The organism is Lentzea rhizosphaerae, assembly GCF_042649515.1.
Classification (GTDB): Bacteria; Actinomycetota; Actinomycetes; order Mycobacteriales; family Pseudonocardiaceae; genus Lentzea; species Lentzea aerocolonigenes.
Genome location: NZ_JBHRZI010000057.1, coordinates 152354 through 177242, shown reverse-complemented (window position 1 = coordinate 177242; position 24889 = coordinate 152354). Strand labels below are relative to the sequence as shown.

Here is a 24889-nt window from a genome sequence, read left to right as displayed (position 1 = left end):
CGCCAGGAACCACCTCAGCCGCGACTCTCATCGAACGAGACCCTGGGAACAGGGCCTACTCTGAGGGTCATGGAGTCCCCTGAGGAACTGGCGTCAGGGCTCGACCGCGCGGGGTACCTCCCCGACGGCGGCATCGCCACGGCGGCGTTCCTCGCGCTCCGGATGGGACGGCCGCTGTTCCTCGAAGGCGAACCCGGCACCGGCAAGACCTCGCTCGCGCTGGCGCTCGCCAAGGCGACGGACGTGCCGCTGATCAGGCTCCAGTGCCACGAGGGCATCGACGCCACCCAGGCCCTCTACGACTGGGACTACCCGCGGCAGCTCATGCACCTGCGCGTGCTGGAGACGAAGGGCGAGGTCGACGAGGCCTCTCTCTACACACGACGGTTCCTGCTGGCCAGGCCGTTGCTCCAGGCTCTGGAGAGCGCGCCGTGCGTGCTGCTCGTGGACGAGATCGACAGGGCGGACGACGAGTTCGAGGCGTTCCTGCTGGAGGTGCTGTCGGAGAACGCGGTGAGCATCCCCGAGTTCGGTGAGATCAGGGCCTCGACGCCGCCGATGACCGTGCTGACCTCGAACCGGACCCGCGAGGTGCACGACGCGTTGAAACGCCGCTGCCTCTACCACTGGCTGGAGCACCCGTCGCTGGAACGCGAGGTCGCGATCCTGCGCCGCACCCTTCCCGGCCTCGACGAACGGCTCGCGGAGCAGGTCGCGCAGGCCGTCCACAAGATGCGCGGCCTCGACCTGCTGAAGCCGCCGGGTGTGGCCGAGTCGCTGGACTGGGCGCGGGCGCTCCAGGCGCTGGGACGGACCGAGCCGGACGTGACGACGCTCGGGGCCGTGCTGAAGTACCGCGAGGACGCGGAACGCGTGATCGGGAGCACAATCGTGGGGTGACCGAAGCCTGCGTGGGGTTCACGCGCGTCCTGCGGGGCGCGGGGCTCGCGTGCGGGCCGGACCGCGTCCAGGCGTACCTGCGGGCCACCGAGCACGTCGACCTCTACTGGGCCGGGCGCCTCACGCTGTGCGCCGACCCGGACGACCTGCCGCGCTACGACGCCGCCTACCGGGCGTACTTCGGGGGCACGCCACCCCGTCCGCGCACGACGATCGAACTCGACTCGGTCACCGTCGGGGTCGCCGCGTCCGATGTGGAAGTGCTGCGCCACAAGGACATCTCCGAGTTCAACGCGGCGCCGCTGATCGCCCGGCTGAACCCGCTCCCGCCGCGCAGGAGGTCCAGAAGACTGCGGAAGGCCCGCCGCGGCCGCATGGACCTGGCGCGCACGGTCCGCGCGATGATCGAGATGGGCGGCGAGATCGCCCGGCCACGCCACCGCCGGCGCGGGGTGAAAGCACGCAGGCTCGTGCTGTTGATCGACGTGTCCGGCTCGATGGCCGCCTATTCCGACGCGCTGCTGCGGTTCTCGCACGTCATCGCGCACGCCATGCCCGTCGAGGTGCGCACGATCGGCACGCGCCTCACCCGTGTCACCCGTCAGCTGAAGGAACGCGATCCGGAACGGGCGCTGCGAGCCGCCGGGCGGGCGATCCCCGACTACGAGGGCGGAACGCGGCTCGGGGAGGCGTTGCGCCGGTTCAACCAGCAGTGGCGGCAACGAGGTGCGGTCGTCGTGCTGTTCAGCGACGGCTGGGAACGCGGCGACCCGGCGTTGCTCGCGGACGAGATGGCGAGGCTGAAACGGGTGAGCCACAAGATCATCTGGGCCAACCCGCACGCGGGCAAGCCCGGCTATCGGCCCGTGCAGAGCGGCGTGGTGGCGGCGCTCCCGCACGTCGACACGATGGTCGCCGGCCACAGCGTGCACGCTCTCGAAGAACTGCTGAAGGAGGTCCGCCGTGCGTGATGTCCTGTTCGACCTCGCGGAACGGGTGGCGAACGGCGAGACGGTCGGCGTCGGCACCGTGGTCGCGACCTTCAGCTCGGCACCCAGGCCCGCGGGCGCGGCGATGCTGGTGACGCAGGACGGCGAGGCAATCGGCAGCGTGTCCGGCGGCTGCGTCGAGGGTGCCGTCTACGACCTCGCGCAGGCCACCGAGAGCCCTGTGTTGCAGCGGTACGGGGTGAGCGACGACGACGCGTTCGCCGTCGGTCTGACCTGCGGCGGGATCATCGACATCTACGTCGAGAAGATCAACGCCGAGACGTTTCCGCAGCTCAGTGAGGTCGTGGAGACGGTGCGTGCCGAAGAACCGGTGGCCGTCGCGACCGTCGTCGAGCACCCGGACGGCATCGGCAGGCGCCTGGTCGTCTGGCCCGATCGCCGCTCCGGGAGCCTCGGCTCCGGCCGCATCGACGACGCCGTCACCGACGACGCGCGCGGCATGCTGGCGAGCGGCCGCAGCGGGGTCCTCCAGTACGGCCCGGACGGTCAGCGACGCGGCGAGGGCATGAGCGTGTTCGTGAACTCGTTCGAGCCGCCGCCGCGCATGCTCGTGTTCGGTGCGATCGACTTCGCTGCTGCCCTGGCCAGGCTCGGAGCGTTTCTCGGTTATCGCGTGACCGTGTGCGACGCACGGCCGGTGTTCGCGACGCGCTCGCGTTTCCCCGATGCGGACGAGGTCGTTGTGGACTGGCCACACCGGTATCTGGAACGTGAGGCGTCCAAGCTCGACGAACGCACGGTCATCGCGGTTCTGACGCACGACCCGAAGTTCGACGTCCCGTTGCTGGAAGTCGCGTTGCGACTGAAGGTCGGCTACATCGGTGCGATGGGATCCCGCCGCACGCACGAAGATCGGCTGCAACGGTTGCGGGAAGCGGGTTTGAGCGAGGGCGAGCTGGCGGCTCTGGCCTCGCCGATCGGCCTGGACCTGGGCGCGCGCACGCCGGAGGAGACCGCGGTGTCGATCGCCGCCGAGATCATTTCCTTGCGGTGGAAGGGAAGTGGCCGACGGCTCGTCGATCTTGGTGAACCGATCCACCACTGATCGGGTTGTTGAATCACGAACAGGGGAGGAGGCTGGAGTGGCCCTCGTCACACCTGCTGCCCACCCCTGGGAGGGTTCATGCACATCTCGGTCAACGTCGACGGAGTGACGTACGCCGACGAGGTCGAACCAAGGCTCCTGCTCGTCCACTACCTGCGGGAGCGTTTGGGCAAGACCGGCACTGTCGTCGGCTGCGACACCGGGAACTGCGGCGCGTGCACGGTGCACCTCGACGGCCACAGCGTGAAGTCGTGCCAGATGTTCGCGGTCCAGGCGAACGGGCACGAGATCACCACGATCGAAGGTCTCGCCCGCGACGGCAAGCTGCACCCGGTGCAGGAGGCGTTCCGCACGAACCACGCGTTGCAGTGCGGTTTCTGCACGCCCGGCATGATCATGCAGGCCATCGACCTGCTCGCCGACGAGCCGGACCCGGACGACGAGACCGTGCGGAAGGGCCTGGAGGGCAACCTCTGCCGCTGCACGGGCTACCAGAACATCGTCCGCGCGGTCCAGGACGCCGCCCAGCGGATGAAGCCGGGCGCCGGACCCAAGATCGAGCAGCACAGCGATGAGCACGTCACCGCGAAACAGCCGGTAGGTGGAGAATGACCGCCACCGCGGAACCGGAAGTCGGCAGGGCCCGGCTCCGCAAGGAGGACGCACGACTCATCACCGGTCAGACCAGGTGGACCGACAACATCCAGCTGACCGGCATGCTGCACATGGCCGTGCTGCGCAGTCCTGTCGCCCACGCGCGGATCCGCAACATCGACTGCAGCCGCGCGACCGCGATGCCCGGTGTGGCCGTGGTGCTCACCGGTGAGGACTTCGCGGCGGAGCAGGGCTCTCTGCCCTGCGCGTGGCCGATCACCGAGGACATGAAGTCGCCGCCGGCCCCCGCGATGGCCGTCGACCAGGTCAACTTCGCCGGTGAGGCCGTGGCCCTGGTGATCGCCGACAGCCCCTACCGGGCCGCGGACGCCCTGGCCGAGATCGACGTCGACTACGACGAGCTGCCGGTCGTGCTCGACCTGGAAGAAGCCTTGCGGGACGCCGATCTGGTGCATCCGGACCTCGGCACGAACAAGTGTGCGACGTGGGTCTTCGACTCGGCAGAGGCCGGCAGCGGCACGAACGTCGAGGACGAGATCTCCTCCGCCGAGGTCGTGATCGAGCGGACGTTCCGGCAGCAGCGGCTGATCCCGTCGTTCATGGAACCGCGTTCGGTCGTCGTGGACCCGAGCGCCGACATGTTCACCGTCTGGTCCGCCACGCAGATCCCGCACATCCTGCGCTGGATGCTCTCGGCCGTCACGGGCATCGCCGAGCACAAGATCCGCGTGATCGCACCGGACGTCGGCGGAGGGTTCGGCGGCAAGCTCCAGGTCACGCCGGAGGAGCTGCTGTGCCTGCTGGTCGCGCGGCGGATGGGCCGTCCGGTGAAGTGGACGGAGTCGCGCACCGAGTCGATGCTGTCGGGCCACCACGGCCGCGACCAGATCCAGAAGATCACGTTGTCCGCGCGTCGCGACGGCACCGTGACCGGCCTGAAGGTCGAGCTGCTCGCCGACATGGGCGCGTACCTGCGACTGGTGACGCCGGGCATCCCGATCCTGGGCGCGTTCATGTTCAACGCGATCTACAAGTTCGCGGCCTACCGGTTCGAGTGCACGAACGTCTTCACGAACAAGGTGCCGACGGACGCGTACCGCGGTGCCGGACGGCCGGAAGCCACGTTCGCGATCGAGCGGATGATGGACGAGCTCGCGGTCGAGCTCGGCACGGACCCCATGAAGATCCGCGAGATGAACTGGATCAGGCACGAGGAGTTCCCGTTCAACACGGTCGCCGGGCTCACCTACGACTCGGGCAACTACGAGGCCGCGACGGCTCGCGCGATGGAGCTGTTCGGGTACGAGGAGCTGCGGGAGGAGCAGGCACGTCGGCGTGCGGAGGGTTCAGCGGTCCAGCTGGGCATCGGAATCTCCACCTACACCGAGATGTGCGGCCTCGCGCCGTCCCGCGTGCTGGGCGCTTTGCGTTATGCCGCAGGCGGTTGGGAGACCGCATCGATCCGCATGCTGCCCACCGGCAAGGTCGAGGTGATCACCGGGACCTCGCCGCACGGGCAGGGCCACGAGACGGTGTGGTCGCAGATCGTCGCCGACCGGCTCGGTGTGCCGTTCGAGGACGTCGAGGTGCTGCACGGCGACACGGCCTCGTCGCACAAGGGCATGGACAGCTACGGGTCTCGTTCGTTGGCCGTCGGTGGGACTGCTCTGGTGCACGCGGCGGACAAGGTGCTCGCGAAGGCCCGCACGCTGGCCGCGCACATGATGGAGTGCGACGAGGCGGACGTGGAGTTCGCGTCCGGTTCGTTCTCCGTGCGTGGCACGTCGACCGCGCGGACGTTGGGCGACGTCGTGCTGGCCGCGCACGTGGCGCACGACCTGCCCGAGGGCATGGAGCCCGGCATGGACGCCGACGCCACGTTCGATCCGGACAACTTCTCGTTCCCGCACGGAACCCATTTGTGCGCAACGGAAGTCGACACGGAGACCGGTGTGGTGCGGATCCGGTCGTACGTCGCGGTGGACGACGTCGGCACGGTCGTGAACCCGTTGATCGTCGACGGTCAGGTGCACGGCGGACTGGCGCAGGGCATCGCGCAGGCGTTGTACGAGGAGGCGGTCCACGACGAGATGGGCACGCTGACGACGGCGACGTTCGCCGACTACCTCGTGCCGTCCGCGGCGGACCTGCCGGCGTTCCTGACGGCGCGCACGTCGACACCGGCGACGACGAACCCGTTGGGTGCCAAGGGAGTCGGTGAGGCAGGCACGATCGCCTCGACGCCTGCCGTGGTGAACAGCGTCCTGGACGCCGTGCGGCACCTGGGTGTCCGGGACATCGAGATGCCGTTGTCGCCGGAACGCGTGTGGACCGCGTTGCAAGGCCGGCCCGCCGATGACGCGGGTGAAGTGGCAGCGGGTGGACTCGGTTCGATCGACGCGCAGGGAGGACAGTCGTGATCCCGGCGGAGTTCAGGTACCTGTTCCCGTCCACTGTGGACGAAGCCGTGCGGATGCTCGCGGAGGAGGGCGAGGACGCGAAGATCATCGCGGGCGGTCAGTCCTTGGTGCCGGTGCTGCGCATGCGGTTGGCGGCACCGACCGCGTTGATCGACATCGGAGGTCTGACCGAGCTGACGGGCGTGCGCGACGACGGCGACTCGTTGCTCATCGGTGCCATGACCACGCACTACGAGGTGCAGCGCGATCACCTGATCCACGACCACGCGTTGTTGTTGAAGCTGGTCACGGACACGGTGGCCGACCCTCAGGTCCGGCACCGCGGCACGTTCGGCGGCTCGCTGTGCCACGCGGATCCCGCCGGTGACCTGCTGGCACCGGCTCTCGCGCTGGACGCCGTGATGATCATCGCTGGTCCTGGTGGCCGTCGTGAGGTGCCCGCGGCGGAGTTCTTCGTCGACTACTTCACCACCGCGCTGGCTCCCGACGAGATCCTCATCGATGTCAGGGTGCCGAAACACACTGGTTGGGGAGCGCACTACGAGAAGCTCAACCGGGTCGCGCAGGCGTGGTCGATCGTCGCGGTCGCGGCGGCCGTGCAGGTTCGTGGCGGCACGATCGAGGCTGCCCGGGTCGGCCTCACCAACGTCGGGTCCGGACCCGTGCGTGCGGTCGACGTGGAATCGGCGCTGGTCGGGCAGCCCGTGTCGGCGATCGCCGAGGCGGCGCTGCGGGCGTCGTCCGGCGACGGCTACAAGGACAACCTGGCTCGGGTGCTCACCGGGCGGGCGCTGACCGCGGCGGTAGCGGGATGAAGTTGACGCATTCGTTCGTCTCACCGGCCCCGGCCGAGGACGTGTGGGAGGCGCTGCTCGACCCGGAGCGGGTGGCGCCGTGCCTGCCGGGCGCCACGCTGACCTCGGTCGACGGCAAGACGTTCAACGGGGAGGTGAAGGTCAAGCTCGGCCCGGTGCAGCTGCTGTACCGGGGCAGCGGCGAGTTCGTGGAGATCGATCCGGTGCTGCGCCGCGCCGTGATGAAGGCCGCGGGCAAGGACGCCCGCGGCAACGGCACGGCGTCGGCGACCGTGACGTTCCAGGTGGGCGACACGGTCGAGGTCGAGACGGACCTGAGCGTGACCGGCCGTCCGGCTCAACTCGGCCGTGGGCTGATCTCCGAGGTCAGCGGCAAGCTCGTCGACCAGTTCGCGGAATGCCTGGCGAGCACGCTGGGATCGGTGGATCCTGACGAGGTGGCCCAACAGCAGCATCTCCGAGTGGTCCCCGACGAGCCGATCGATCTGATCGACACGGCAGGCGTCCCCGTCCTGAAGCGCGTGCTGCCCGTCGCGGCGGCGGTGCTGGCGGTCGTGCTGTTCGTGGTCCTGCGACGCAGGCGGCAGCGCTGAGGCGTGTTCACCGGTGGTCGGCGCTCGCGCTGGCCGCCGGTTTCGCGCTGTCCGGGTGCACCGGCTCCCCGGTCGTCGTCACGTCCGCGCCACCGCCGTCGCCCACGTCTTCCGGCCCGCCCCCGCCGCGGTCGTTCACCCTGACCGCCGGCGGTGACGTGCTGATCCACCCGGCGCTGACCGATCAGGCAACGGCCGACGGCGGTGCCGCCGGCCGCAACTTCCTGCCGCTGTTCGAGGGCGTGAAGGACACGCTGAAGGCCGACCTGTCCCTGTGCCACCTGGAGGTGCCGCTGGGGCCGAAGGAAGGCCCGTTCTTCGGCTACCCGGCGTTCCTCGCACCGCCCGAGGTGGCGAAGGGCCTGGTCGACGTCGGCTACGACTCGTGCTCGACCGCCTCGAACCACACGCTGGACCGCGGCGTCTCGGCCATCCAGACGACGCTCGACGCGATGGACGCCGTCGGTTTGAAGCACACCGGCTCGTTCCGCACGCCGGAGGAGGCCGCGGCGCCGCTGATCCTGGACGCGGGCGGGGTGCGCGTGGCGCAGCTTTCGTTCACCTACGGCTTCAACGGCATTCCGCTGCCGCAGCCGTGGCGGGCGAACCAGATCAACGCGACCAAGATCCTCGCCGACGCCCGCGCCGCCCGTGCCGCCGGAGCCGAGGTCGTCGTGCTGTCCGTGCAGTGGGGCAACGAGTACCAGCACGAGGCCACCGCGGACCAGAAGGCGCTGGCCCGCCAGCTGCTCGCCGACCCGGCCCTGGACCTGATCATCGGCACGCACGTCCACGTGGTGCAGCCGTTCGAGAAGATCGGCAAGAAGTGGGTCGCGTACGGGCTGGGCAACGAGGTCGCCCGGCACGCCGAACCCCGCGGAGTCACCGAGGAAGGGGCGATCGCGCGGTTCAAGTTCGAGGAGGGACCCGAGGGGTGGAGCGTGGTCGAAGCCTCCTACACGCCCACGCTGGTCGAGCTGGGGCCGCCGATCCGGCTGGTGGACCTGACGCGGGTGCCGGCTTCCGCGCGGCGGACCGAGGCGATCAACCGGACCGAGGGCGTGGTGTTCAGCCTGGGGGCTGCGGGGCAGGGCCTGACCAGGGCCAAGCCTTGATTCCGCCGAAGGTGTGGCGCTGCCGAGCGGTTTGGAGGGCTTCCATGTGCGACGGTGGAACAGACGGAAGGAGACGCAGTGACCGCACTACCCGATAGGCCTCCGAGGCGTCTGCTTACTGTTGCGACGGGTCCTTTGACCGTTGCTCAGTACGCCGCACTCGGAGAAACCGAAGACGGCTATACAGAATTGGTAAACGGCCGTCTGATCATGCACTCCAGCCCTCTTGCCGATCACAATGCGGCAGGTTGCAACTTGCTGCTGCAACTCGTTGCTCAGGTACCCGAAGATCTCGAGGTCCTCTACGACATCGATGTTGACCTGGAGCTGGCGGCACCTGACAGACCAGGCTTCGTCCGGCGTCCCGATGTGTGCGTTGTACAGCGCAACGCTCGCAGGCGGCAAAGGGCTGAGGGTGGCCTCATCAGGGCAGCAGATGTCGTCCTCGCTGTTGAAATACTCTCGCCGAGCTCGCGCCAGACGGACTATCAGGCCAAGCGTGGCGAGTACGCACAGGCCGGCATCCCGTTCTACTGGATTGTCGATCTCGACGAGCCGATCTCATTGGCTCCGATGCACCTGGCCGGACCATTCGGCTATCAGGAGGCGTCTGCTGAGACAGGAGTGTACGAAGCTGTCGAGCCGTTCCCACTGAAGATTCAGGTTGATCGGCTCATCGACTGAGCTTGTTCAGCACCCGGCCGTACCGATTAGTCCAGGCCTCCGCGATCACATCGTTCGCGAACCCTTCGATGCGGTCCGGCACGGGCGCCTTCGTGAGCACCGGCAGATATCCGTCGACCGGCACCAGTGAATCGCTCGTGACATCGCCTTCCAGCAGCGAGAGCGTCGCCAGCCCGCACGCGTAGTCGAGCTCCGGCAGCGCCGCCGCCAGCGCGACTCCGGCCGCCATGCCCACCGAGGTTTCGAGGGCGGACGACACCACGCACGGCAGCCCGCACGCCTCGGCGATCTCCAACGCCCGGCGCACACCCCCGAGCGGCGCGACCTTGATCACCGCGATGTCCGCGGCACCGGCCACCGCCACCTTCAACGGGTCGTCGGCCTTGCGAATCGACTCGTCCGCCGCGATCGGCACGTCCACCCTCTTGCGGACCTTCGCGAGCTCGTCGAGCGTGCGGCACGGCTGTTCCACGTACTGGAGCCCGCCGGCCGCCTTGTCCATGGCCCGGATCGCCGTGACGGCCGTGTCCACGTCCCACATCATGTTCGCGTCGACCCGCACGAAACCCTGTGGCCCCAAGGCGTCCCGGACGGCTTCGAGCCGCGCGCAGTCCTCGTCCAGAGTGGACTCGGCGACCTTCACCTTGGCCGTGGAGCACCCTGAGATTTTGACGATCTCGTGTGCTTTTTCTGGCTCGACCACCGGAACTGTGCAGTTGACCGGAATCCTCGAACGCACCGGTGCCGGCCAACCCTCGTTCGCCGCTTCGAGCGCGCACGCCAGCCACGGCGCGGCCTCGTCGTCGTCGTACTCCTCGAACGGGCAGAACTCGCCCCACCCGGCCGGCCCCTCGACGAGCAGTCCGGTGCGCCGGGTGATGCCGCGGAACCGGACGCGCATCGGGATGGAGTAGACGTGCACGCGCCGATTCAAGCGCACTTCCGCGCCTCCAGCGAATGCCCGCCGCCGCGCAGGCTCACGGTGCCGGCGGACTGGATGCCGAGCAACGTGCAGACGATCTGCTGCACGGCAACGGGACTGAGCTGCGAGACGTCGCTGGAAAGCGTGACGTCGAGCCCGCTGGCGACCCGGTCGACGACGGCAGGCGCGGCGTCGACCGGCACCTCGGTGCTCAGGCCGCGGGACTGCTCGGCGTTGGTGGGGCCCTGGGCGAGCAGGGCGATCACGTCGTAGCCGCTCACGCTGCCCTGGGGTCGGCTGACCGGGATCACCCTGCCCCCGGAGACCCAGTAGAGCGACGGCGAGGTGTTCTCGACGGGGCCGCTGGGGGCTTCGAGGCCGGGGATGGGTTCGGTGGGGCGGATGCCGCAGGCGGTGAGTGCGGTGAGGGCCAGCGCGGCCAGGCCGAGCTTGCGCAAGGGGAGGGGCAGCGCTGCAAGGCCGAGCTTGCGCAGGGGTCCCCTCCAGGGGGTCCCCCTGTTTTCATTCTCCCAGGCAGCACCGACAGTTTTCGGCTTCACGACTCACCTCCCAGCGGCAGCCGGAGCGTGAACAGCGCCCCGCCACCAGGCCGGTTCGCCGCGGCCAGCGTCCCGCCGTGCAGCCGCGCGTTCTCCCACGCGATCGCCAGCCCCAGCCCGCTGCCCTCCGACCGCCCCCGTGCCGAGTCCGCCTTGTAGAACCGCGCGAACACGTGCGGCAGCACCTCCGAAGGCAACCCCGGACCGGAGTCCGCCACCTCGATCACCAGGAACGACTCCGACCCCGCATCCGACACCGACAGCGACAACGTCACCGGCGGCGACCCGTGCCGAAGAGCGTTGCCGACCAGGTTCGCCACGATCACGTCCAGCCGCCGCGGGTCCAGCCGGGCGCGCACCCCGGACGGCAGCGACGCCGTCACGTCCGTGAAGCCGCGCATTCGCAGGGTCGCGCGCACCACGTCCGCCACGTCGACGTCGTCCAGCGCGAGTGCCGCCGTGCCCGAGTCGAAGCGGGTGACCTCGATCAGGTCGTTCACCAGGCGGGTCAGGTTCTGCGTCTCGCGGTTCACCAGCCGCGCCGCCTGGCCCGCGACGCCGGGCAGCGCGGACGTTTCCGCGTCCAGGACGTCGGTCACGGCGGTCATCGCGGTCAGCGGGGTGCGCAGCTCGTGCGACACGTCTGCCACGAACCGGCGGGCGTCCGCTTCCATCCGCCGCAGCTCGCCCACGTGGTGTTCCAGGGACGACGCGGTGCTGTTGAACGTCGACGCGACGGACGCCAGCTCGTCCCGGCCTCGCACTGGCACCCGTGCGGTCAGGTCGCCCTGGCCCAGGCGCCACGCGGCCAGCTGCAGCTCGCGGACGGGGCGCAGCACGCCGCGGGACGCCAGGAAACCCAGGGCGAGGGCCAGAACCAGGCCCGCGCCGCCGATGAGCCACGCGTTGCGCGCCAGCTCGTCCACCACCTCGATCTCCGACGTGAACGGCCGCAGCACGTACACCTCGATGCCGGACGTGTCGCCCGAGGTCACCCGCAGCTGCATGCCCACGACCAGCCACACCCCGCCCGCGTACGGCACGCGCTGCCAGCCGACGCGGCCGGAGGACACCAGGGCGCGCAGCTCCGGCGTGATCACCGAGGCGTCCATGCTGCCGGACGACTGGCCGTTGGCTGAGGCCAGCGCCATGCCCTCGCGGCCGGAGACCTTCCCGGCGATGCGCTCCAGGGCCGCGGCGTCGGGTGGGCGGGCGGGCAACGGGTAGAGCTGCTCCACGCGGTTCGTGGTCTCGATGACGGCGTTGTCCTGCGCCCGCTGCACGATGGCGTCGCGGGACCGCACGTAACCGGCGCCCGCCACCGCCACCGCGGTCACGATGCTCAGGAAGGCGAACGCGAGCAGCAGCCGCAGCCGCAGCGTCACAGCGGGCCGAACCGGTAGCCGAAGCCGCGCACCGTCTGCACGTACGAGGGCGCGGCCGGGTCGTCCTCGATCTTGGAGCGCAGCCGCTGCACGCAGGCGTCGACCAGCCGCGAGTCGCCGAGGTAGCCCTGGTCCCACACCGACTCCAGCAGCTGCTGCCGCGACATCACCCTGCCCGGTGACGACGAGAGCTCCAGCAGCAACCGCAGTTCCGTGGGGGCCAACGACACCGGCCGCCCGAGCCGGGTCACGACGAGGCCGTCGCGGTCGATCGTCAGGTCACCGTGGCGTTCGGCCACGACCTCGACCACGGGCGCGGACGACCGCCGCAGCACCGCGCGGATGCGGGCTTCCAGCACGCGGGCCTGGGCGGGTTTGGCCACGTAGTCGTCCGCACCGGCCTCCAGGCCCGCGACCACGTCGATGTCGTCGTTGCGCGCCGTCAGCATGATGATCGGCAGGTCGCGGGACGCGCGGATGCGGCGGCACACCTCGAACCCGTCCACGCCAGGCAGCATCAGGTCCAGCACCACCACGTCGGGCGTGCTGCGGCCGAGCAGCTCAAGACCTTCCTCACCCGTGCGCACCGCGTCAACGGTGTGTCCCTGGTAGGTCAGGGCGAGCGACAGTCCCTCGCGGACCGCCTCGTCGTCCTCGATCAGCAGTACGCGCGGCATGACCTCCAGCCTTCCGGACAGGTCTCATGAGGACGTTCTTGGCACGTCATGGTTGCGTAACGACCGTCCGTGCGCAGTTGTTGCGCGGCCATCACCCCGCGCGCACACGGGTCCGAAAACCTCTGCGGCATGCGAAAAGTGCTCCTGGCGACGAGCTTCGCGATGCTCGTCACGGCAACCCCGCGGTGGCTGTGCTCGGCGGCGTCGAGGCCCCGGCGCCCTACCCGTGGTGTCCACAGCACGGGCAACGACAGCGGCGAGCAGTGCACGGCCAACAACCCGTGCGAGGTCGCGGCGGACGGCACGGTGACGGTGCGCAAGGGCGCCCGCTAGGCACCAAGCGCCTGTATCGATCAGGCCTACCGGACATATTTTTTGGCGCGAAAAGCACGTTCGGGCCATCTATCGGCCCGAACGTGCTTTTCGCGCCAAACAGCAGGGGCTCGGTGCGGACTTCGATCGCTAGTCCAGGGCGGCGGTGTGGCGCAGCTGCTCCGGGGTCGGGTCGGCGACCAGCACCTGCAACGCGGCCGCGAACTGGTCGAAGCGCCGGTCGAACTCGGCCAGTTCGCGCGACGGCTCCGCGACCAGCGCCGCCCGCCCCGCCCTGGGCGCGGCGGTCGCCAGCGCGTCCCGCAGGGGCTGGGACCGGCGCAACGCCACGAGCAACGTCCACAGCCTCTGCTCGACCAGCGCCACCTGCACCGGGTCACCGGTGACGCGCAGGAAGTCCGCACGCACGGCGGTGGCGCGACGGCGTTGCGCCGGGCACGTGAAGTCGGCCGACCGGACGACCTGCGTGTCCGGCGCCGACCTGGCGAGCGTCTCCTCCGACCGGAACCTGCTGCGGGGCGCGGTTCCGGCCGGGTTCCACATCCACCAGGTCGTCATCCGACCAGGTCGTCCGCGTCGACGATCTTGTACGCGTAGCCCTGCTCCGCCAGGAACCGCTGACGGTGCGCGGCGTAGTCGGTGTCGAGCGTGTCGCGCGCGACGACCGAGTAGAAGTGCGCCTGCCGCCCGTCACCCTTGGGGCGCAGGATCCGGCCGAGGCGCTGGGCCTCCTCCTGGCGCGACCCGAACGTGCCGGACACCTGGATGGCGACGGACGCCTCGGGCAGGTCGATGGAGAAGTTCGCCACCTTCGACACGACGAGCGTGCGCAGCTCACCGCGACGGAACTGGTCGAACAGCTCCTCGCGCTCCTTGTTCTTCGTCGATCCCTTGATCACCGGTGCCCCCAGCTCCTCGCCCAGCTCGTCGAGCTGGTCCAGGTAAGCACCGATCACCAGAGCCGGCTCGTCGGGATGCTGGTCGAGCACCCGCCGAACGACCGGGATCTTCGTCCGGGCGGTCGAGCAGAGCTTGTAGCGCTCCTCGGGCTCCGCGGTCGCGTACTGGAGCCGCTCGTTGTCCGTGAGCGTCACCCGGACCTCGGTGCACTCGGCGGGAGCGATCCAGCCCTGCGCCTCGATGTCGCGCCACGGCACGTCGTAGCGCTTCGGCCCGATCAACGAGAAGACGTCGCCCTCCTGGCCGTCCTCGCGCACCAGGGTCGCGGTCAGCCCCAGACGACGACGTGACTGCAGGTCAGCGGTCATCCGGAAGACCGGCGCGGGCAGCAGGTGGACCTCGTCGTAGACGATCAGGCCCCAGTCGCGCGAGTCGAACAGCTCCAGGTGCTTGTACTCGCCCTTCGACTTGCGGGTGATCACCTGGTAGGTCGCGATGGTGACCGGGCGGATCTCCTTGCGCTCACCCGAGTACTCGCCGATCTCCTCTTCCGTCAAGGACGTCCGCGCGATCAGCTCCCGCTTCCACTGCCGGCCCGCCACGGTGTTCGTGACCAGGATCAACGTGGTCGCCTGCGCCTCGGCCATCGCCGCCGCGCCGACCAGCGTCTTGCCCGCGCCACACGGCAGCACGACGACACCGGACCCGCCTGCCCAGAACGCCTGGGCGGCCAGCCGCTGGTAGTCGCGCAGCTTCCAGCCGTTCTCATCGAGCTCGATCGGGTGCGCCTCGCCGTCGACGTACCCGGCGTGGTCCTCGGCCGGCCAGCCGACCTTGAGCAGCAGCTGCTTGAGCCGTCCGCGCTCGCTCGGGTGCACGACGACCGTGTCGTCGTCGATCCGCGCGCCGAACATCGGCGCGATCTTCTTGTTGCGCAGGACCTCTTCGAGGACCGCGCGGTCGTTGGAGTGGAGCACCAGGCCGTGTGCCGGGTTGTTGGTCAGCACCAGCCGCCCGAACCGGCTCATCGTGTCGACCACGTCCACCAGCAGCGGCTGCGGCACGGGGTAGCGGCTGAACCGCACCAGCGCGTCCACCACCTGCTCGGCGTCGTGGCCCGCCGCACGGGCGTTCCACAGCGCCAACGGGGTGACGCGGTACGTGTGCACGTGCTCCGGCGCACGTTCCAGCTCGGCGAACGGTGCGATCGAGGTGCGCGCGTCGTCGGCCAGCGGGTGGTCGACCTCGAGCAGCAGCGTCTTGTCCGACTGGACGATCAAGGGGCCATCGGTCACGCCCACAAGTCTCCCTGACGACGCCAAATGGGTTCGACCTGCGTCAACTGGCGACGAGATGTGTGAGGCGACACACGCAGCCAACACGACGTGTCGTACTTTCTCGCCCATGAGCACCGAGTCGACTGATCCCGTCGAGCCACCGGCCACGGTGGCACCGGCTCCTGAGGACGCCGAGACCGACGAGTCGCCCAAGAACAACAACTGGTTGAAGTTCGTCATTGTCGGCGTCCTGGCAGTAGTGCTGGTCGGCGGCGGCGTGTGGGCGCTCACGGCGCTCAACAGCACGAACGTCGGCGACTGCGTCAGCGCGTCGCCGAAGGACGTGGACAAGCCGGACGGCGAGTGGAACATCTCGTCGAAGAGCTGCGGCGACGCTGCTGCCACGCACAAGGTCGCCAAGGTGCTCAAGAGTGCCGAGGACCCGTGTCCGGACGAGGGCATCTACGAGCAGATGAAGTCCGGCAGCGAGTTCATGTGCCTCATGCCGAACCTCGCCGAGGGCAACTGCTACACGTCCAGCGACGACGGCGCCTTCAAGAAGGAGGCGTGCACGACCGAGTCGCCGGTGAAGATCGTGAAGAAGGTCAACGGCCTGCCCCAGGAGGGCACGGCGTGTCCCGAGGGCTCCAGCGAGCTGAGGTTCACCGAGCCGGCCGAGGTCTACTGCATGGGCGTGCACGGAGACTCCTGATCGGGTGAACTCGGTTGAGTTGAGCCCTGTCTGACGCCGATACCCAGGCCATGAAGAAGGTCGGCCTGGGTATCGCTGTTGTCCTCGCGCTCGTCCTGCTCGGCGGGTTCGTGATGAACCAGCTCGGCGGCGTGGCGAAGACCGCCCAGGTCGGCGACTGCGCGCAGATCTCCGGCGCGCTCGACGACCCGAAGTACACCGCGCTCGACTGCGCCTCGGAGAAGGCGAACGTCAAGATCGCCAAGGTGCTGCCGTGGAACGAGACCAAGTGCCCGTCCGGCGGCATGGACTACTCGACCTACACTGGCGACTCCACGCTCTGCCTGATGCCGAACTTCGTCGAGGGCGCCTGCTACGGCCAGAACTCCGACACCGGCATCGCCAAGGTCGACTGCACCACGAAGGACTCGGTGAAGGTCGCCAAGGTGCTCACCGGCAAGACCGACCGCGCTGCCTGCGGAGAGTCGCGCGCGGCGGTCTTCCCGGAACCCGCCGTCACCTTCTGCCTCGAACGCGGCGACCAGCACCAGTGATCTTCGGGTGATCCGCGCCGCGGCGACGGGTCCGCGTGGCACCCTCTGCGCGTGATGATCGACGAGCCGCCCGCACCGCGGACGAGCCTGGGGAAGCGGATCCTGACCTACGCGGCCACCCTGGTCGTCGCGGCCGTCGCCATCTACGGCCTGTCCGAGTTCCTGACGCCGATCCAGAGGCCGAAGCAGGGCGACTGCGCGAACGTCACCGGGTTCTCGAACGAGCCGAACTTCGACGCCGTCAGCTGCCTCTCGTCGAGCGCGAACTACGTGGTCACCGGGACGGTCGCCAAGTCCGCGAGCTGCGCGAACGCCAACGCGGACATGATCACCAGGCGCGGCCCGGAGATCAGGATCTGTCTCGTGCCGTTGTGGGCGCAGGGCGAGTGCTACCCGTCGACGTCGCCCCGCATGGAGCTCGAAGCCGTGGACTGCGCGTCCGGGAACGACGTCTTCAGGGTGACCGCGGTCAGCAGGGACGTGCCGGCGCCGTCGTGCGCGGCGGGCGAGGAGGCCTTCGCCCATCCCGAGGTGAGGCTGACCTACTGCACCGCGACCCCCTAGCCGACCCAAGCAGCCGTAACGTTTCCGTAAAGCCCAGGCGGATTCCTCCAACGCATGGCAACCTCTCCTCCGGCCGTGTCGGGGGGCGTGGGCCGTTCGGCGTAAGCGGAAGCAGGATCAGCGTGGTCGTCTCGCCGGAACGAACCTGCCCAGGCGATCCCTGATGCCCGGCCCACCAGTTTTCCGAGACCGGAGCCGTCCTCGCGGCTCCGGTTTCGCTGTCTTTCGCGTGACCCATCGGAGAGGAATCAAGTGACTACCCCCAATTACCCCCAGCAGCCGGGGCCGTACGGCCCGCCTCCCGGTGGGCAGCCCCAGCAGCCCTACGGCCAGCCCGGCGACCCGTACGCCCAGCCGGGTCAGCCCGGTCAGTACGGGCCTCCGCCCCAGCAGGGCGGCTACCCCGCGGACCCGTACGCGCAGCCGCAGGGTCAACCCGGGCAGTACGGCCCGCCGCCCGGCCAGATGCCGCCCGGTCAGCCCATGCCGTACGCCCAGCCGCCGAAGAAGGGTGGCGCCGGCAAGGTCGTCGGCTCGATCATCGGCGTGATCGTGCTCGCGGGCGCGTTCTTCCTGGTGAAGTCCCTGATCGGCGGTGGTCTGAGCAGCATCACCGGGCCGTCGGCCAAGGCCGGTGAGTGCGCGAGCGTCACGGGCACGACGATCAGCCCGAAGTACAAGAAGGTCGACTGCGGCGCGCCCGAGGCGAACTACATCATCGCCAAGGCGATGACCTCGACCACCGAGGCGTGCCCGAGCGACGACTACGCCGAGTACACCGAGTCCGGCCGCCGCTCCTCGTCGCTGAAGCTCTGCCTCGTCGAGAAGCTCGAAGAGGGCAAGTGCTACGAGGAGGAGCTCGTCAAGATCAACATGGAGGGCATGAAGGTCGTCGACTGCTCGAAGGGCAACAACGAGTTCGCCGTCCAGAAGGTCGTCAAGATCGAGAAGGTGGTCAAGGCCGCGACCGCCGACTGCGGTGAGGCCACGGCCATTTCTTACACCGAGCCCCAGCCGGGAATCACCTACTGCGTGAGCGCGCTGGCCGGTAAGTGATCAAATGAGAAAAGGCGGACCGGAAAACCGGCCCGCCTTTTTCACGTCTGAACACAACTGATGTCCGAAGACAACTAACTCGTCGTTCCCGGTGGCAGCAGCTGCTGCACGTCGAGGCGACCGGACAGCACGTCCTCGGTGTCCATCATGTCGGCGACCCGCTGGAGCCGGATCGGGTTCAGCGACAGCGGGAACGTGCCCACGGACACGAGCGCCGCGGTGGGCTGGTCGACGTCCGCGTAGCTGGTCAGCGAGTCCTGCACGGCGAGCTTGTTGGCCTGCGCGCGCTGCTGCGCCTGGCGCAGCACGTCCCGGAAGACCTTGAGCGTCTTCGGGTTCTGCTCGGCGAACTTCTTCGACGACGCGTAGCCGGACAGCGGGAAGTCCAGTGTCGGGCCGCGCGCGGTGTCGGTGAGGATCCTCGCACCGATGTTGCGCTGCGCCTTCGTGATGAACGGCTCGATCATGAACGCCGCGTCGACCTTGCCGGCCTTGAGCGCGGCCTCCATGTCGCCGTACGGCATCGACTGGAACTTGATCTTCTGCTTCTCGACCGCGGCGGTGTCCAGCACGGCACGCGTGGTCAGCCCGCCGATGTCGGTCTCGCTGTTCACCGCGATGGTCGGCGCGGGCTTCTTGCCGGGGTCGTCGTAGTCCGACGTCGCGCCCGTGACCAGCGCCATCGAGTTCGGTCCGGCCTGGTAGGCCTCGCCCTGCAGCTGAAGCTCGGTGCCTTCGGCGACGGAGCGGAAGAGGCTGACGTGCGTGGCCCACGTGATGTCCAGCGTGGTGTCCAGCTGCTTGATCGCCTCGGACTCGCTGGGCTGAGTGACCAGGTTGACCTGCAGACCGGCCTTCTCGAAGAGCTTGTCGGTCAGCGCGATCCGCAACGGGGCGACGTCGACGACCGGCAGCACGCCGATGCGCAGGGTGTTGCGCTCGATGTCGGCAGTGCTGGTGTTCGACGAACTTCCGAACAGGCTGCAGCTCGCGGTCAGAACACACGTGATGAGCACTGCGACAAGCCGCAGAGCTTTGGCTCGGGTAGCCATGGCACCTCTCGCCGGTAGGCCTTGAGTAGCATCAAATTGATCAGTGAGTGTCGCCACAGACCAGGTGGTCCGCTGTCCCAACTGCGCGTTCGGACGGACTTGGGGCATGCCGACGACCGGGGATGTTAACCACCTGAACGTATGAAAGGACACCCCGTCTCGATACGGTGAGTGCTTCTGGAGACTTCCCCCGAGGCGGGGGTGGCCATTACGCTCCCCGCCGGGTGGCACAGGTTGTAGTAGACCGACGTGTCTTCAGACGAGGTAGGGCGCCTTCACAGGCGAACAGCCTCTGTGCTGCAATTCGGCCCGTTTGACGAGTCCATGCTCGGTCCTGGGGAGAGACCGGGACACTGCTGCTGGAAGAGGAAGCCCAGAGTGGCCCGACGTGAGAGAGGTCCCAGCCAGTTTGGCGTGGGTGACACCACACGCTCCGAAAGGCCCGAATCGGGTGACGGACTGGCTGCGCTGGGTGACGGAACGATGACCGCGACACCGGACGTGGTGAAGCAGGACGTCGGAACCGGACCCGGTTCAGGACCTGCCCGATCCGCGGGATGGCGCCTGCGCAACTGGAGGTTGCGCACCAAGCTGCTCGCCGTTCTGCTCATCCCGACGGTCTGTGCGCTCGTCCTGGGTGGCCTGCGCGTGCGCAGCGACCTCCAGGCGGCGACGGAGCTCAACAACCTCGCGAACCAGATCCGCCTGGAGACAGCGGTCGCGGACCTGGTGCAGCAGCTCCAGCGCGAGCGCGACCTGTCGGTCAGCTACGTCGCGTCGAACAAGAAGGTCGACCGGGTCGTCCTCGAGCGCCAGCTGCGCCGCGTGAACGACACGAGCGAGGCCTTCAACGCCAAGATCTCCGAGCTGAGTTCCGACCTGAACTCGGCGGCCGTCGAGCGCTTCCAGGTCGCGGCCAAGCAGCTCGACCGCCTGAACAGCCTCCGCAACTCGGTGCGCGACACGCAGTACCCCGCCGAGGCCGTCCAGCGCACCTACTCGGAGTCGATCGAGACGCTCATCAGCCTCGGTGAGCAGACGATCTCCGAGATCAACGACCCCGAGCTGGTGCGACTGCACCTGACCACGAACGCCATCGCGCGCATCAAGGAGCAGGAGTCGCTCAAGCGGGCGATCCTCCTCGACGTCTTCCAGCGCAAGGCGTTCACGCCGTCCCAGCTGCGTTCCCTGCAGGCCGCGGACGCCGAGCTCGAAGCCGCGCGAAACGACTTCCGCAAGTCCGCGACGCCCGAACAGGCAAAGATCTACGACGACACCGTCACCGGCCTCATCGTCGACACCGCGAACGACATGCAGGAATCGGCGATCAACCAGCAGGCGGCCACGGGCAAGAAGGACTTCACGCAGCTGACGTCCGAGAAGTGGGACATCGCCGCCACGCTGACGGTCAACCTGACGCGTGACGTCGAGAACCTGCTGGTCGAGCAGCTGCAGAACAAGACCGACCAGGCCGCCGGCGACACCAGGACGCAGGCCTACATCGCGTCCGCGCTGGTGCTCGCGTTCCTCGCGCTCGCGTTGCTGATGGCGCTGTTCGTCGCCCGCTCGATCCTCAACCCGCTGCGCACGCTGCGCCGCACCGCCCTCGACGTCGCCGACCACGGACTCCCCGACGCGGTCGAGCGCATCCTCGCGGACCCGAACCCGGAGGACGCGGCCAAGACCGCCGTCGAGCCGGTGCCGGTGCACACGCGTGAAGAGGTCGGTCAGGTGGCGCGCGCGTTCGACGCGGTGCACGGTGAAGCGGTGCGACTGGCCGCCCAGCAGGCCCTCCTGCGTGACAACGTCAACGCGATGTTCGTCAACCTGTCGCGTCGTTCGCAGGCCCTGGTCGAACGCCAGCTGAACCTGATCGACCGGCTGGAGCAGGACGAGCAGGACCCGGACCAGCTGGCCTCGCTGTTCGAGCTGGACCACCTCGCCACTCGTATGCGTCGCAACTCGGAGAACCTGCTGGTTCTCTCGGGCACGGACCTCTCGCGGCGCCTGACCCGGCCCGTCCCGGCCGCCGAGGTCCTCGGCGCCGCGGTCTCCGAGGTCGAGCAGTACGCCCGCGTGCAGGTCGGCCAGACCCCGGACCTCACCGTCCAGGGCCGCGCCGTCAACGACCTCGTGCACCTCATCGCCGAGCTGCTGGACAACGCCACGGCGTTCTCCGACCCGGTCACCAAGGTCACCGTTCGCACGGCCAAGACCCGCAAGGGCGAGCTGGCGATCGAGATCCAGGACCGCGGCGTGGGCATGGGCGACCAGGAGATCCTCGACGCCAACGAGCGTCTGGCCGACCCGCCGGACGTCGACGTCGCCGTCTCCCGCCGAATGGGCCTGTACGTGGTCGCGCGGCTCGCCAAGCGCCACGACATCAAGGTCCGCCTGCGCGGCAACGAGGACATCGAGGGCGGCACGACGGCACTGGTGATCGTGCCGGAGACGCTCATCGCGTTCCCCGGTCAGACCCCGGTCTCGACCCCGCCGTCCGGTTCCGGCTCGCTCGCCTCGGCGTTCGGCATGTCGGCGCCCGCGCCGGCCCCCGCAGAGCACACCACCGAGATCGGCACCACCGCGACGAGGGCCAGCGGCATCGCCGGTGCCTTCGGCGGTGCCACGGGCATCACGCCGCGGATCGACGAGTCGAGCCCGAGCAACCCGAGCATCCCGGTCAGCTTCGTCCCGAGCCCGCTCACCGACACCGGTGCCGGCGCGACGGCGGTCCCCGTCTACAGCGAGCCGCCCGTCGAGGACGTGACGCCGTCGGAGCGGTGGCGTCGCGACCAGCTGGCCGCGGTCGAGCCAGAGGGTTCGTTCGGCGAGCCCACCCTCTTCACCGCCTACGAGGACCGGCAGGAGGAGGACGGCGAGATCTCCTTCGAGCCGGGCTACGAGACCACGCAGTTCGTGCCGATCCCGCCGATCGAGGACGAGCACCACTCGTCCAACGGCGTCTCGCGCGCCTCGGTCGACCAGGGTCACGTCGAGCTGGGCATGGCTCACCGCAACGGCACCTCGGAAGCCTCGCGCAAGCAGATCGAGCACGACCTGGACGCCCCGACGGAGCGCCTGCCGATCTACGAGGCGGTCCTGTCGCAGTGGTTCCAGGCCGTCGGGAGCGAGACGAACGCGTCGGCCGCTCAGCCGGTCCCCGCGGCCGCAGAGCACGACGCTCCGGCCGAGCCCAACGGTCGTGTCGAGTCCGGTCTCGGCACCACCGACAAGGGCGAGAAGAGCGCGGTCGAGTACATCGACGAGCCGCCTTCGACCCCTCCGTTGTCGGACGGGCCGGAGCCGGAACTGCCGACCCGCACCCGCAAGCCTGTCCCGGCGGTGGCACCCACCACCACGTCGGCCGCTGGTCTCCCTGTGCGCCAGCCGCGCGCCAAGGTCCAGCCCGCGGTCGAGGAACCAGTGACCGCACCCGCCGAGCAGGAGCGAGTTGTGGAACCGGAGCCCGTTGTGGAGGAGACTCCAGCGGCGGCACTCACTTCCGAGTCGGCCTGGCAATCGCCGGCCGATGAGGGATGGCAAGCGGCCCAGGCGTTGTTGAACAAGGCGCCGGAGTCGAAGACATCGGCAGGTTTGCCGAAACGGACGCCGAAGGCTCAGCTCGTGCCAGGTTCTGCGGCGCCCAAACCGCAGTCCCTGACGCAGACAGCGCAGCGCCCGCCGCTGCCGCCCCGCTCCGCAGACGCGGTGCGCGGACGGATGTCGAGTCTGCAAAGTGGTGTCCGAAAAGGCCGGCACGCATTGATCGAGGCATACGCTGGTGACCAGTCGAGCCGGCAGAACGAGGAGCAGGAGTGACGACCGCAGCGCAGCCAGGCAGCTTTGGTTGGCTTATCACCGACTTCGTGCGGAGGGTGCCCGGCGTGGCACATTCCGTCGTGGTGTCCGCGGACGGGCTGTTGCTCGCGGGGTCCCAGGGTCTGCCCCGGGACCGTGCAGAGCAGCTCTCCGCCGTCGCGTCCGGGCTGGTGAGCCTCACGCAGGGCGCCGCCCGCTGCTTCGAGGCAGGCGGGGTCAACCAGACCGTTGTCGAGATGGAGCGGGGCTACCTGTTCCTCATGTCGATCAGTGACGGCTCGTGCCTTGCCGTCCTGGCGGCACCAAACTGTGACATCGGCCTTGTGGCCTACGAGATGACGCTTTTGGTGGAGAGAGTCGGTCAACAACTCACCCCTGAGCTGCGCGCGCAGCTTCAGGGCGTGGTCCGTCGCTAGACCTCATCTGAAGTTCAGGGGTGAGAACAAATGGCTGGCAGATCTGGCGCTAGAGGCCGTGGCTTCGGTAGGAACTTCAACTACCAGGAGTGGGCCGCTGGTGGGTTCCAGTTCGACGAGCCTGACGCGATTCCCCAAGAACCAGAGGAAGCCGAGGACGCACCCCACGATGAGCGGGTTACAGGGCAAGGGCTAGGCGATATGTCTCAGCGTGAGGTGGATGACTCGTCGTCGTATCCGTACGACGACGTGCCGAACCGGTTCGACATCGACGGGTACGGCACCGGGTTGTTCGGTGGCCCGGGTGCGGACCTCTTCGGCCAGCACGAGATGCCGGACGCGGTGCCGGAACAGTTGCCGTACACCACCGGGCCGCAGCCGGTGTACAGCACCGGTGCGCAGCCTGCTGTGCGTCCGGAGGAAACTTCTTCTGCGGACTCGGGTTCACTGGTGCGGCCTTACACGCGCACCGGTGGACGCACACGACCCGACTACGACCTCGCGATCGAGGCGCTGATCTCGACCAGCGAGCGTGGCCTCGAACGGGATGCCGCGGTGCTTCCCGAGCACAGGTCGATCTGCGGGCTGTGTGTGGACACGCGGTCGGTGGCCGAGGTCGCGGCACTCCTACGCTTGCCTCTTGGCGTCGTGCGGGTGTTGATCGGCGACATGGCAAGCATGGGATTGGTTTTGATTCACCAGGGCGGTCTGGTCGTGGGGGACCGGCCTTCCATGGAATTCCTGGAGAGGGTGCTCAGTGGGCTTCGCAGGCTCTAGTCCCCAGGGCGCCGAGGGCGCACGGAAGCCGACGACCTCCGCCAAGATCGTGGTGGCGGGTGGCTTCGGTGTGGGCAAGACGACGTTCGTCGGCTCGGTGTCCGAGATCGTCCCGTTGACCACCGAGGCGGTGATGACCGAGGCCAGCGCGGGGGTGGACGACCTCTCCGCCACGCCGAACAAGGTCACCACGACGGTCGCGATGGACTTCGGCCGCGTGTCGCTCGACAGCGACCTGATCCTGTACCTCTTCGGTACACCGGGTCAGCACCGGTTCTGGTTCATGTGGGACGACCTGGTGCGAGGTGCCATCGGCGCCATCGTGCTGGTCGACACCCGCAGGCTCGCGGACGCGTTCGCGTCGATCGACTTCTTCGACGACCGGCAGCTGCCGTACGTCGTGGGCGTCAACTGCTTCGACGGCCTCCTCCACCACAGACTGGAGGACGTCCGTGAGGCGTTGACGATCGACGAGTCGGTGCCGATCGTGACGTGCGACGCGCGCAACCGGCAGTCGACGAAGCAGACGCTCATCACGCTGGTGGAGCACGCGATGCGCCAGTGGATGTCCGTCCGCGCGGGCTGATCTCCTCCCACGGGACGATCACAGACAACTGAACGAGGCGAGCGCCACCTTCGGGTGCGGCGCTCGCCTCGTCGTTGCGGTCTGATTCAGATCGATGTCGTCGTCGTGGTGGCCTCCTTCCGG

The 24889-nt window shown here is 68.8% G+C and carries 26 protein-coding genes; 18 read left to right on the top strand and 8 right to left on the bottom strand.

The window, feature by feature from the left end; all coding sequences use genetic code 11:
* Positions 1-69 precede the first annotated feature (69 nt).
* The 7 genes from ACFOWZ_RS45410 (at position 70) to ACFOWZ_RS45380 (ending at position 7398) form a co-directional block, all read left to right on the top strand.
* Positions 70-900, top strand: coding sequence for an AAA family ATPase (locus ACFOWZ_RS45410; protein WP_382380509.1), 831 nt, complete (start codon positions 70-72; stop codon positions 898-900).
* Positions 897-1871 (top strand): vWA domain-containing protein, encoded by a 975-nt coding sequence (locus ACFOWZ_RS45405; protein WP_382380507.1) that lies wholly within the window; start codon positions 897-899, stop codon positions 1869-1871. Before ACFOWZ_RS45410 ends, ACFOWZ_RS45405 begins: the two co-directional genes overlap by 4 nt.
* Entirely contained in the window at positions 1864-2955 is a 1092-nt protein-coding gene (locus tag ACFOWZ_RS45400) for an XdhC family protein (RefSeq protein WP_382380505.1), read from the top strand. Before ACFOWZ_RS45405 ends, ACFOWZ_RS45400 begins: the two co-directional genes overlap by 8 nt.
* Positions 2956-3033: 78 nt before the next feature.
* Positions 3034-3567 (top strand): (2Fe-2S)-binding protein, encoded by a 534-nt coding sequence (locus ACFOWZ_RS45395; RefSeq protein WP_030470898.1) that lies wholly within the window; start codon positions 3034-3036, stop codon positions 3565-3567.
* Positions 3564-5990 (top strand): xanthine dehydrogenase family protein molybdopterin-binding subunit, encoded by a 2427-nt coding sequence (locus tag ACFOWZ_RS45390; RefSeq protein ID WP_382380503.1) that lies wholly within the window; start codon positions 3564-3566, stop codon positions 5988-5990. Before ACFOWZ_RS45395 ends, ACFOWZ_RS45390 begins: the two co-directional genes overlap by 4 nt.
* Positions 5987-6805 carry an FAD binding domain-containing protein gene (locus tag ACFOWZ_RS45385; RefSeq protein ID WP_382380501.1) on the top strand — a complete coding sequence of 273 codons (819 nt, stop codon included), beginning with the start codon at positions 5987-5989 and terminating at the stop codon, positions 6803-6805. Before ACFOWZ_RS45390 ends, ACFOWZ_RS45385 begins: the two co-directional genes overlap by 4 nt.
* Entirely contained in the window at positions 6802-7398 is a 597-nt protein-coding gene (locus ACFOWZ_RS45380) for an SRPBCC family protein (RefSeq protein ID WP_030470895.1), read from the top strand. The genes ACFOWZ_RS45385 and ACFOWZ_RS45380 overlap by 4 nt, the downstream gene beginning before the upstream one ends.
* Positions 7399-7405: 7 nt before the next feature.
* Here the strand turns inward: ACFOWZ_RS45380 and ACFOWZ_RS45375 are convergent, their stop codons facing one another.
* Complete coding sequence (locus ACFOWZ_RS45375) at positions 7406-7537, bottom strand: hypothetical protein (protein WP_382380498.1); 132 nt, start codon at positions 7535-7537, stop codon at positions 7406-7408.
* A gap of 19 nt (positions 7538-7556) precedes the next feature.
* On the opposite strand from ACFOWZ_RS45375, the gene ACFOWZ_RS45370 reads away from it, so the two are divergent.
* Both ACFOWZ_RS45370 and ACFOWZ_RS45365 read left to right on the top strand, forming a co-directional pair.
* Positions 7557-8513 carry a CapA family protein gene (locus ACFOWZ_RS45370; RefSeq protein WP_382380497.1) on the top strand — a complete coding sequence of 319 codons (957 nt, stop codon included), beginning with the start codon at positions 7557-7559 and terminating at the stop codon, positions 8511-8513.
* A gap of 78 nt (positions 8514-8591) precedes the next feature.
* Positions 8592-9197 (top strand): Uma2 family endonuclease, encoded by a 606-nt coding sequence (locus ACFOWZ_RS45365; protein WP_382380495.1) that lies wholly within the window; start codon positions 8592-8594, stop codon positions 9195-9197.
* Here the strand turns inward: ACFOWZ_RS45365 and ACFOWZ_RS45360 are convergent.
* The 4 genes from ACFOWZ_RS45360 to ACFOWZ_RS45345 form a co-directional block, all read right to left on the bottom strand.
* On the bottom strand, positions 9187-10119 hold the full coding sequence (locus tag ACFOWZ_RS45360) for an o-succinylbenzoate synthase (protein ID WP_382380493.1): 933 nt from the start codon (positions 10117-10119) through the stop codon (positions 9187-9189). The genes ACFOWZ_RS45365 and ACFOWZ_RS45360 overlap by 11 nt on opposite strands.
* An 8-nt stretch (positions 10120-10127) precedes the next feature.
* Positions 10128-10577 carry a GerMN domain-containing protein gene (locus tag ACFOWZ_RS45355; RefSeq protein WP_382380491.1) on the bottom strand — a complete coding sequence of 150 codons (450 nt, stop codon included), beginning with the start codon at positions 10575-10577 and terminating at the stop codon, positions 10128-10130.
* 98 nt (positions 10578-10675) lie between these two features.
* Positions 10676-12064 carry an ATP-binding protein gene (locus ACFOWZ_RS45350; protein ID WP_382380489.1) on the bottom strand — a complete coding sequence of 463 codons (1389 nt, stop codon included), beginning with the start codon at positions 12062-12064 and terminating at the stop codon, positions 10676-10678.
* A complete protein-coding gene (locus ACFOWZ_RS45345) occupies positions 12061-12741 on the bottom strand; it encodes a response regulator transcription factor (protein ID WP_030470889.1) in 681 nt (226 codons plus the stop codon). Before ACFOWZ_RS45345 ends, ACFOWZ_RS45350 begins: the two co-directional genes overlap by 4 nt.
* A 129-nt stretch (positions 12742-12870) precedes the next feature.
* On the opposite strand from ACFOWZ_RS45345, the gene ACFOWZ_RS45340 reads away from it, so the two are divergent.
* Positions 12871-13074, top strand: a complete 204-nt coding sequence (locus tag ACFOWZ_RS45340; protein ID WP_382380487.1) for a hypothetical protein — start codon at positions 12871-12873, stop codon at positions 13072-13074.
* A 129-nt stretch (positions 13075-13203) separates the two neighbouring features.
* Here the strand turns inward: ACFOWZ_RS45340 and ACFOWZ_RS45335 are convergent, their stop codons facing one another.
* Positions 13204-13632, bottom strand: coding sequence for a hypothetical protein (locus ACFOWZ_RS45335; protein WP_382380485.1), 429 nt, complete (start codon positions 13630-13632; stop codon positions 13204-13206).
* The gene (locus tag ACFOWZ_RS45330; protein WP_382380483.1) at positions 13629-15269 is read right to left on the bottom strand and encodes a DNA repair helicase XPB; all 1641 of its coding nucleotides are present in this window, start codon (positions 15267-15269) and stop codon (positions 13629-13631) included. The genes ACFOWZ_RS45335 and ACFOWZ_RS45330 overlap by 4 nt, the downstream gene beginning before the upstream one ends.
* A 109-nt stretch (positions 15270-15378) precedes the next feature.
* Between ACFOWZ_RS45330 and ACFOWZ_RS45325 the strand changes: the two genes are divergently transcribed.
* The 4 genes from ACFOWZ_RS45325 to ACFOWZ_RS45310 all read left to right on the top strand — a co-directional run bounded on the left by ACFOWZ_RS45325 (position 15379) and on the right by ACFOWZ_RS45310 (position 18116).
* Positions 15379-15963 (top strand): LppU/SCO3897 family protein, encoded by a 585-nt coding sequence (locus tag ACFOWZ_RS45325; protein ID WP_382380481.1) that lies wholly within the window; start codon positions 15379-15381, stop codon positions 15961-15963.
* Positions 15964-16013: 50 nt separating this feature from the next.
* The gene (locus ACFOWZ_RS45320) at positions 16014-16496 is read left to right on the top strand and encodes an LppU/SCO3897 family protein (RefSeq protein WP_382380479.1); all 483 of its coding nucleotides are present in this window, start codon (positions 16014-16016) and stop codon (positions 16494-16496) included.
* 54 nt (positions 16497-16550) lie between these two features.
* The gene (locus ACFOWZ_RS45315) at positions 16551-17060 is read left to right on the top strand and encodes an LppU/SCO3897 family protein (protein WP_449280294.1); all 510 of its coding nucleotides are present in this window, start codon (positions 16551-16553) and stop codon (positions 17058-17060) included.
* A 252-nt stretch (positions 17061-17312) separates the two neighbouring features.
* Positions 17313-18116, top strand: a complete 804-nt coding sequence (locus ACFOWZ_RS45310; protein ID WP_382380475.1) for an LppU/SCO3897 family protein — start codon at positions 17313-17315, stop codon at positions 18114-18116.
* Positions 18117-18190: 74 nt separating this feature from the next.
* Here ACFOWZ_RS45310 and ACFOWZ_RS45305 read toward each other — a convergent pair whose 3' ends face one another.
* Positions 18191-19168, bottom strand: a complete 978-nt coding sequence (locus ACFOWZ_RS45305; RefSeq protein WP_382380473.1) for an ABC transporter substrate-binding protein — start codon at positions 19166-19168, stop codon at positions 18191-18193.
* A gap of 483 nt (positions 19169-19651) precedes the next feature.
* Here ACFOWZ_RS45305 and ACFOWZ_RS45300 point away from each other — a divergent pair, with 483 nt between their 5' ends.
* From ACFOWZ_RS45300 to ACFOWZ_RS45285, 4 genes are read left to right on the top strand one after another with little or no spacing between them, the layout of a single operon-like run.
* The gene (locus ACFOWZ_RS45300) at positions 19652-22987 is read left to right on the top strand and encodes a sensor histidine kinase (RefSeq protein WP_382380471.1); all 3336 of its coding nucleotides are present in this window, start codon (positions 19652-19654) and stop codon (positions 22985-22987) included.
* Entirely contained in the window at positions 22984-23403 is a 420-nt protein-coding gene (locus ACFOWZ_RS45295; RefSeq protein ID WP_030470879.1) for a roadblock/LC7 domain-containing protein, read from the top strand. Before ACFOWZ_RS45300 ends, ACFOWZ_RS45295 begins: the two co-directional genes overlap by 4 nt.
* Before the next feature lie 30 nt (positions 23404-23433).
* Entirely contained in the window at positions 23434-24180 is a 747-nt protein-coding gene (locus ACFOWZ_RS45290; protein ID WP_081902482.1) for a DUF742 domain-containing protein, read from the top strand.
* Positions 24161-24766 carry a GTP-binding protein gene (locus tag ACFOWZ_RS45285; protein ID WP_030470877.1) on the top strand — a complete coding sequence of 202 codons (606 nt, stop codon included), beginning with the start codon at positions 24161-24163 and terminating at the stop codon, positions 24764-24766. The genes ACFOWZ_RS45290 and ACFOWZ_RS45285 overlap by 20 nt, the downstream gene beginning before the upstream one ends.
* Positions 24767-24889: the final 123 nt, after the last annotated feature.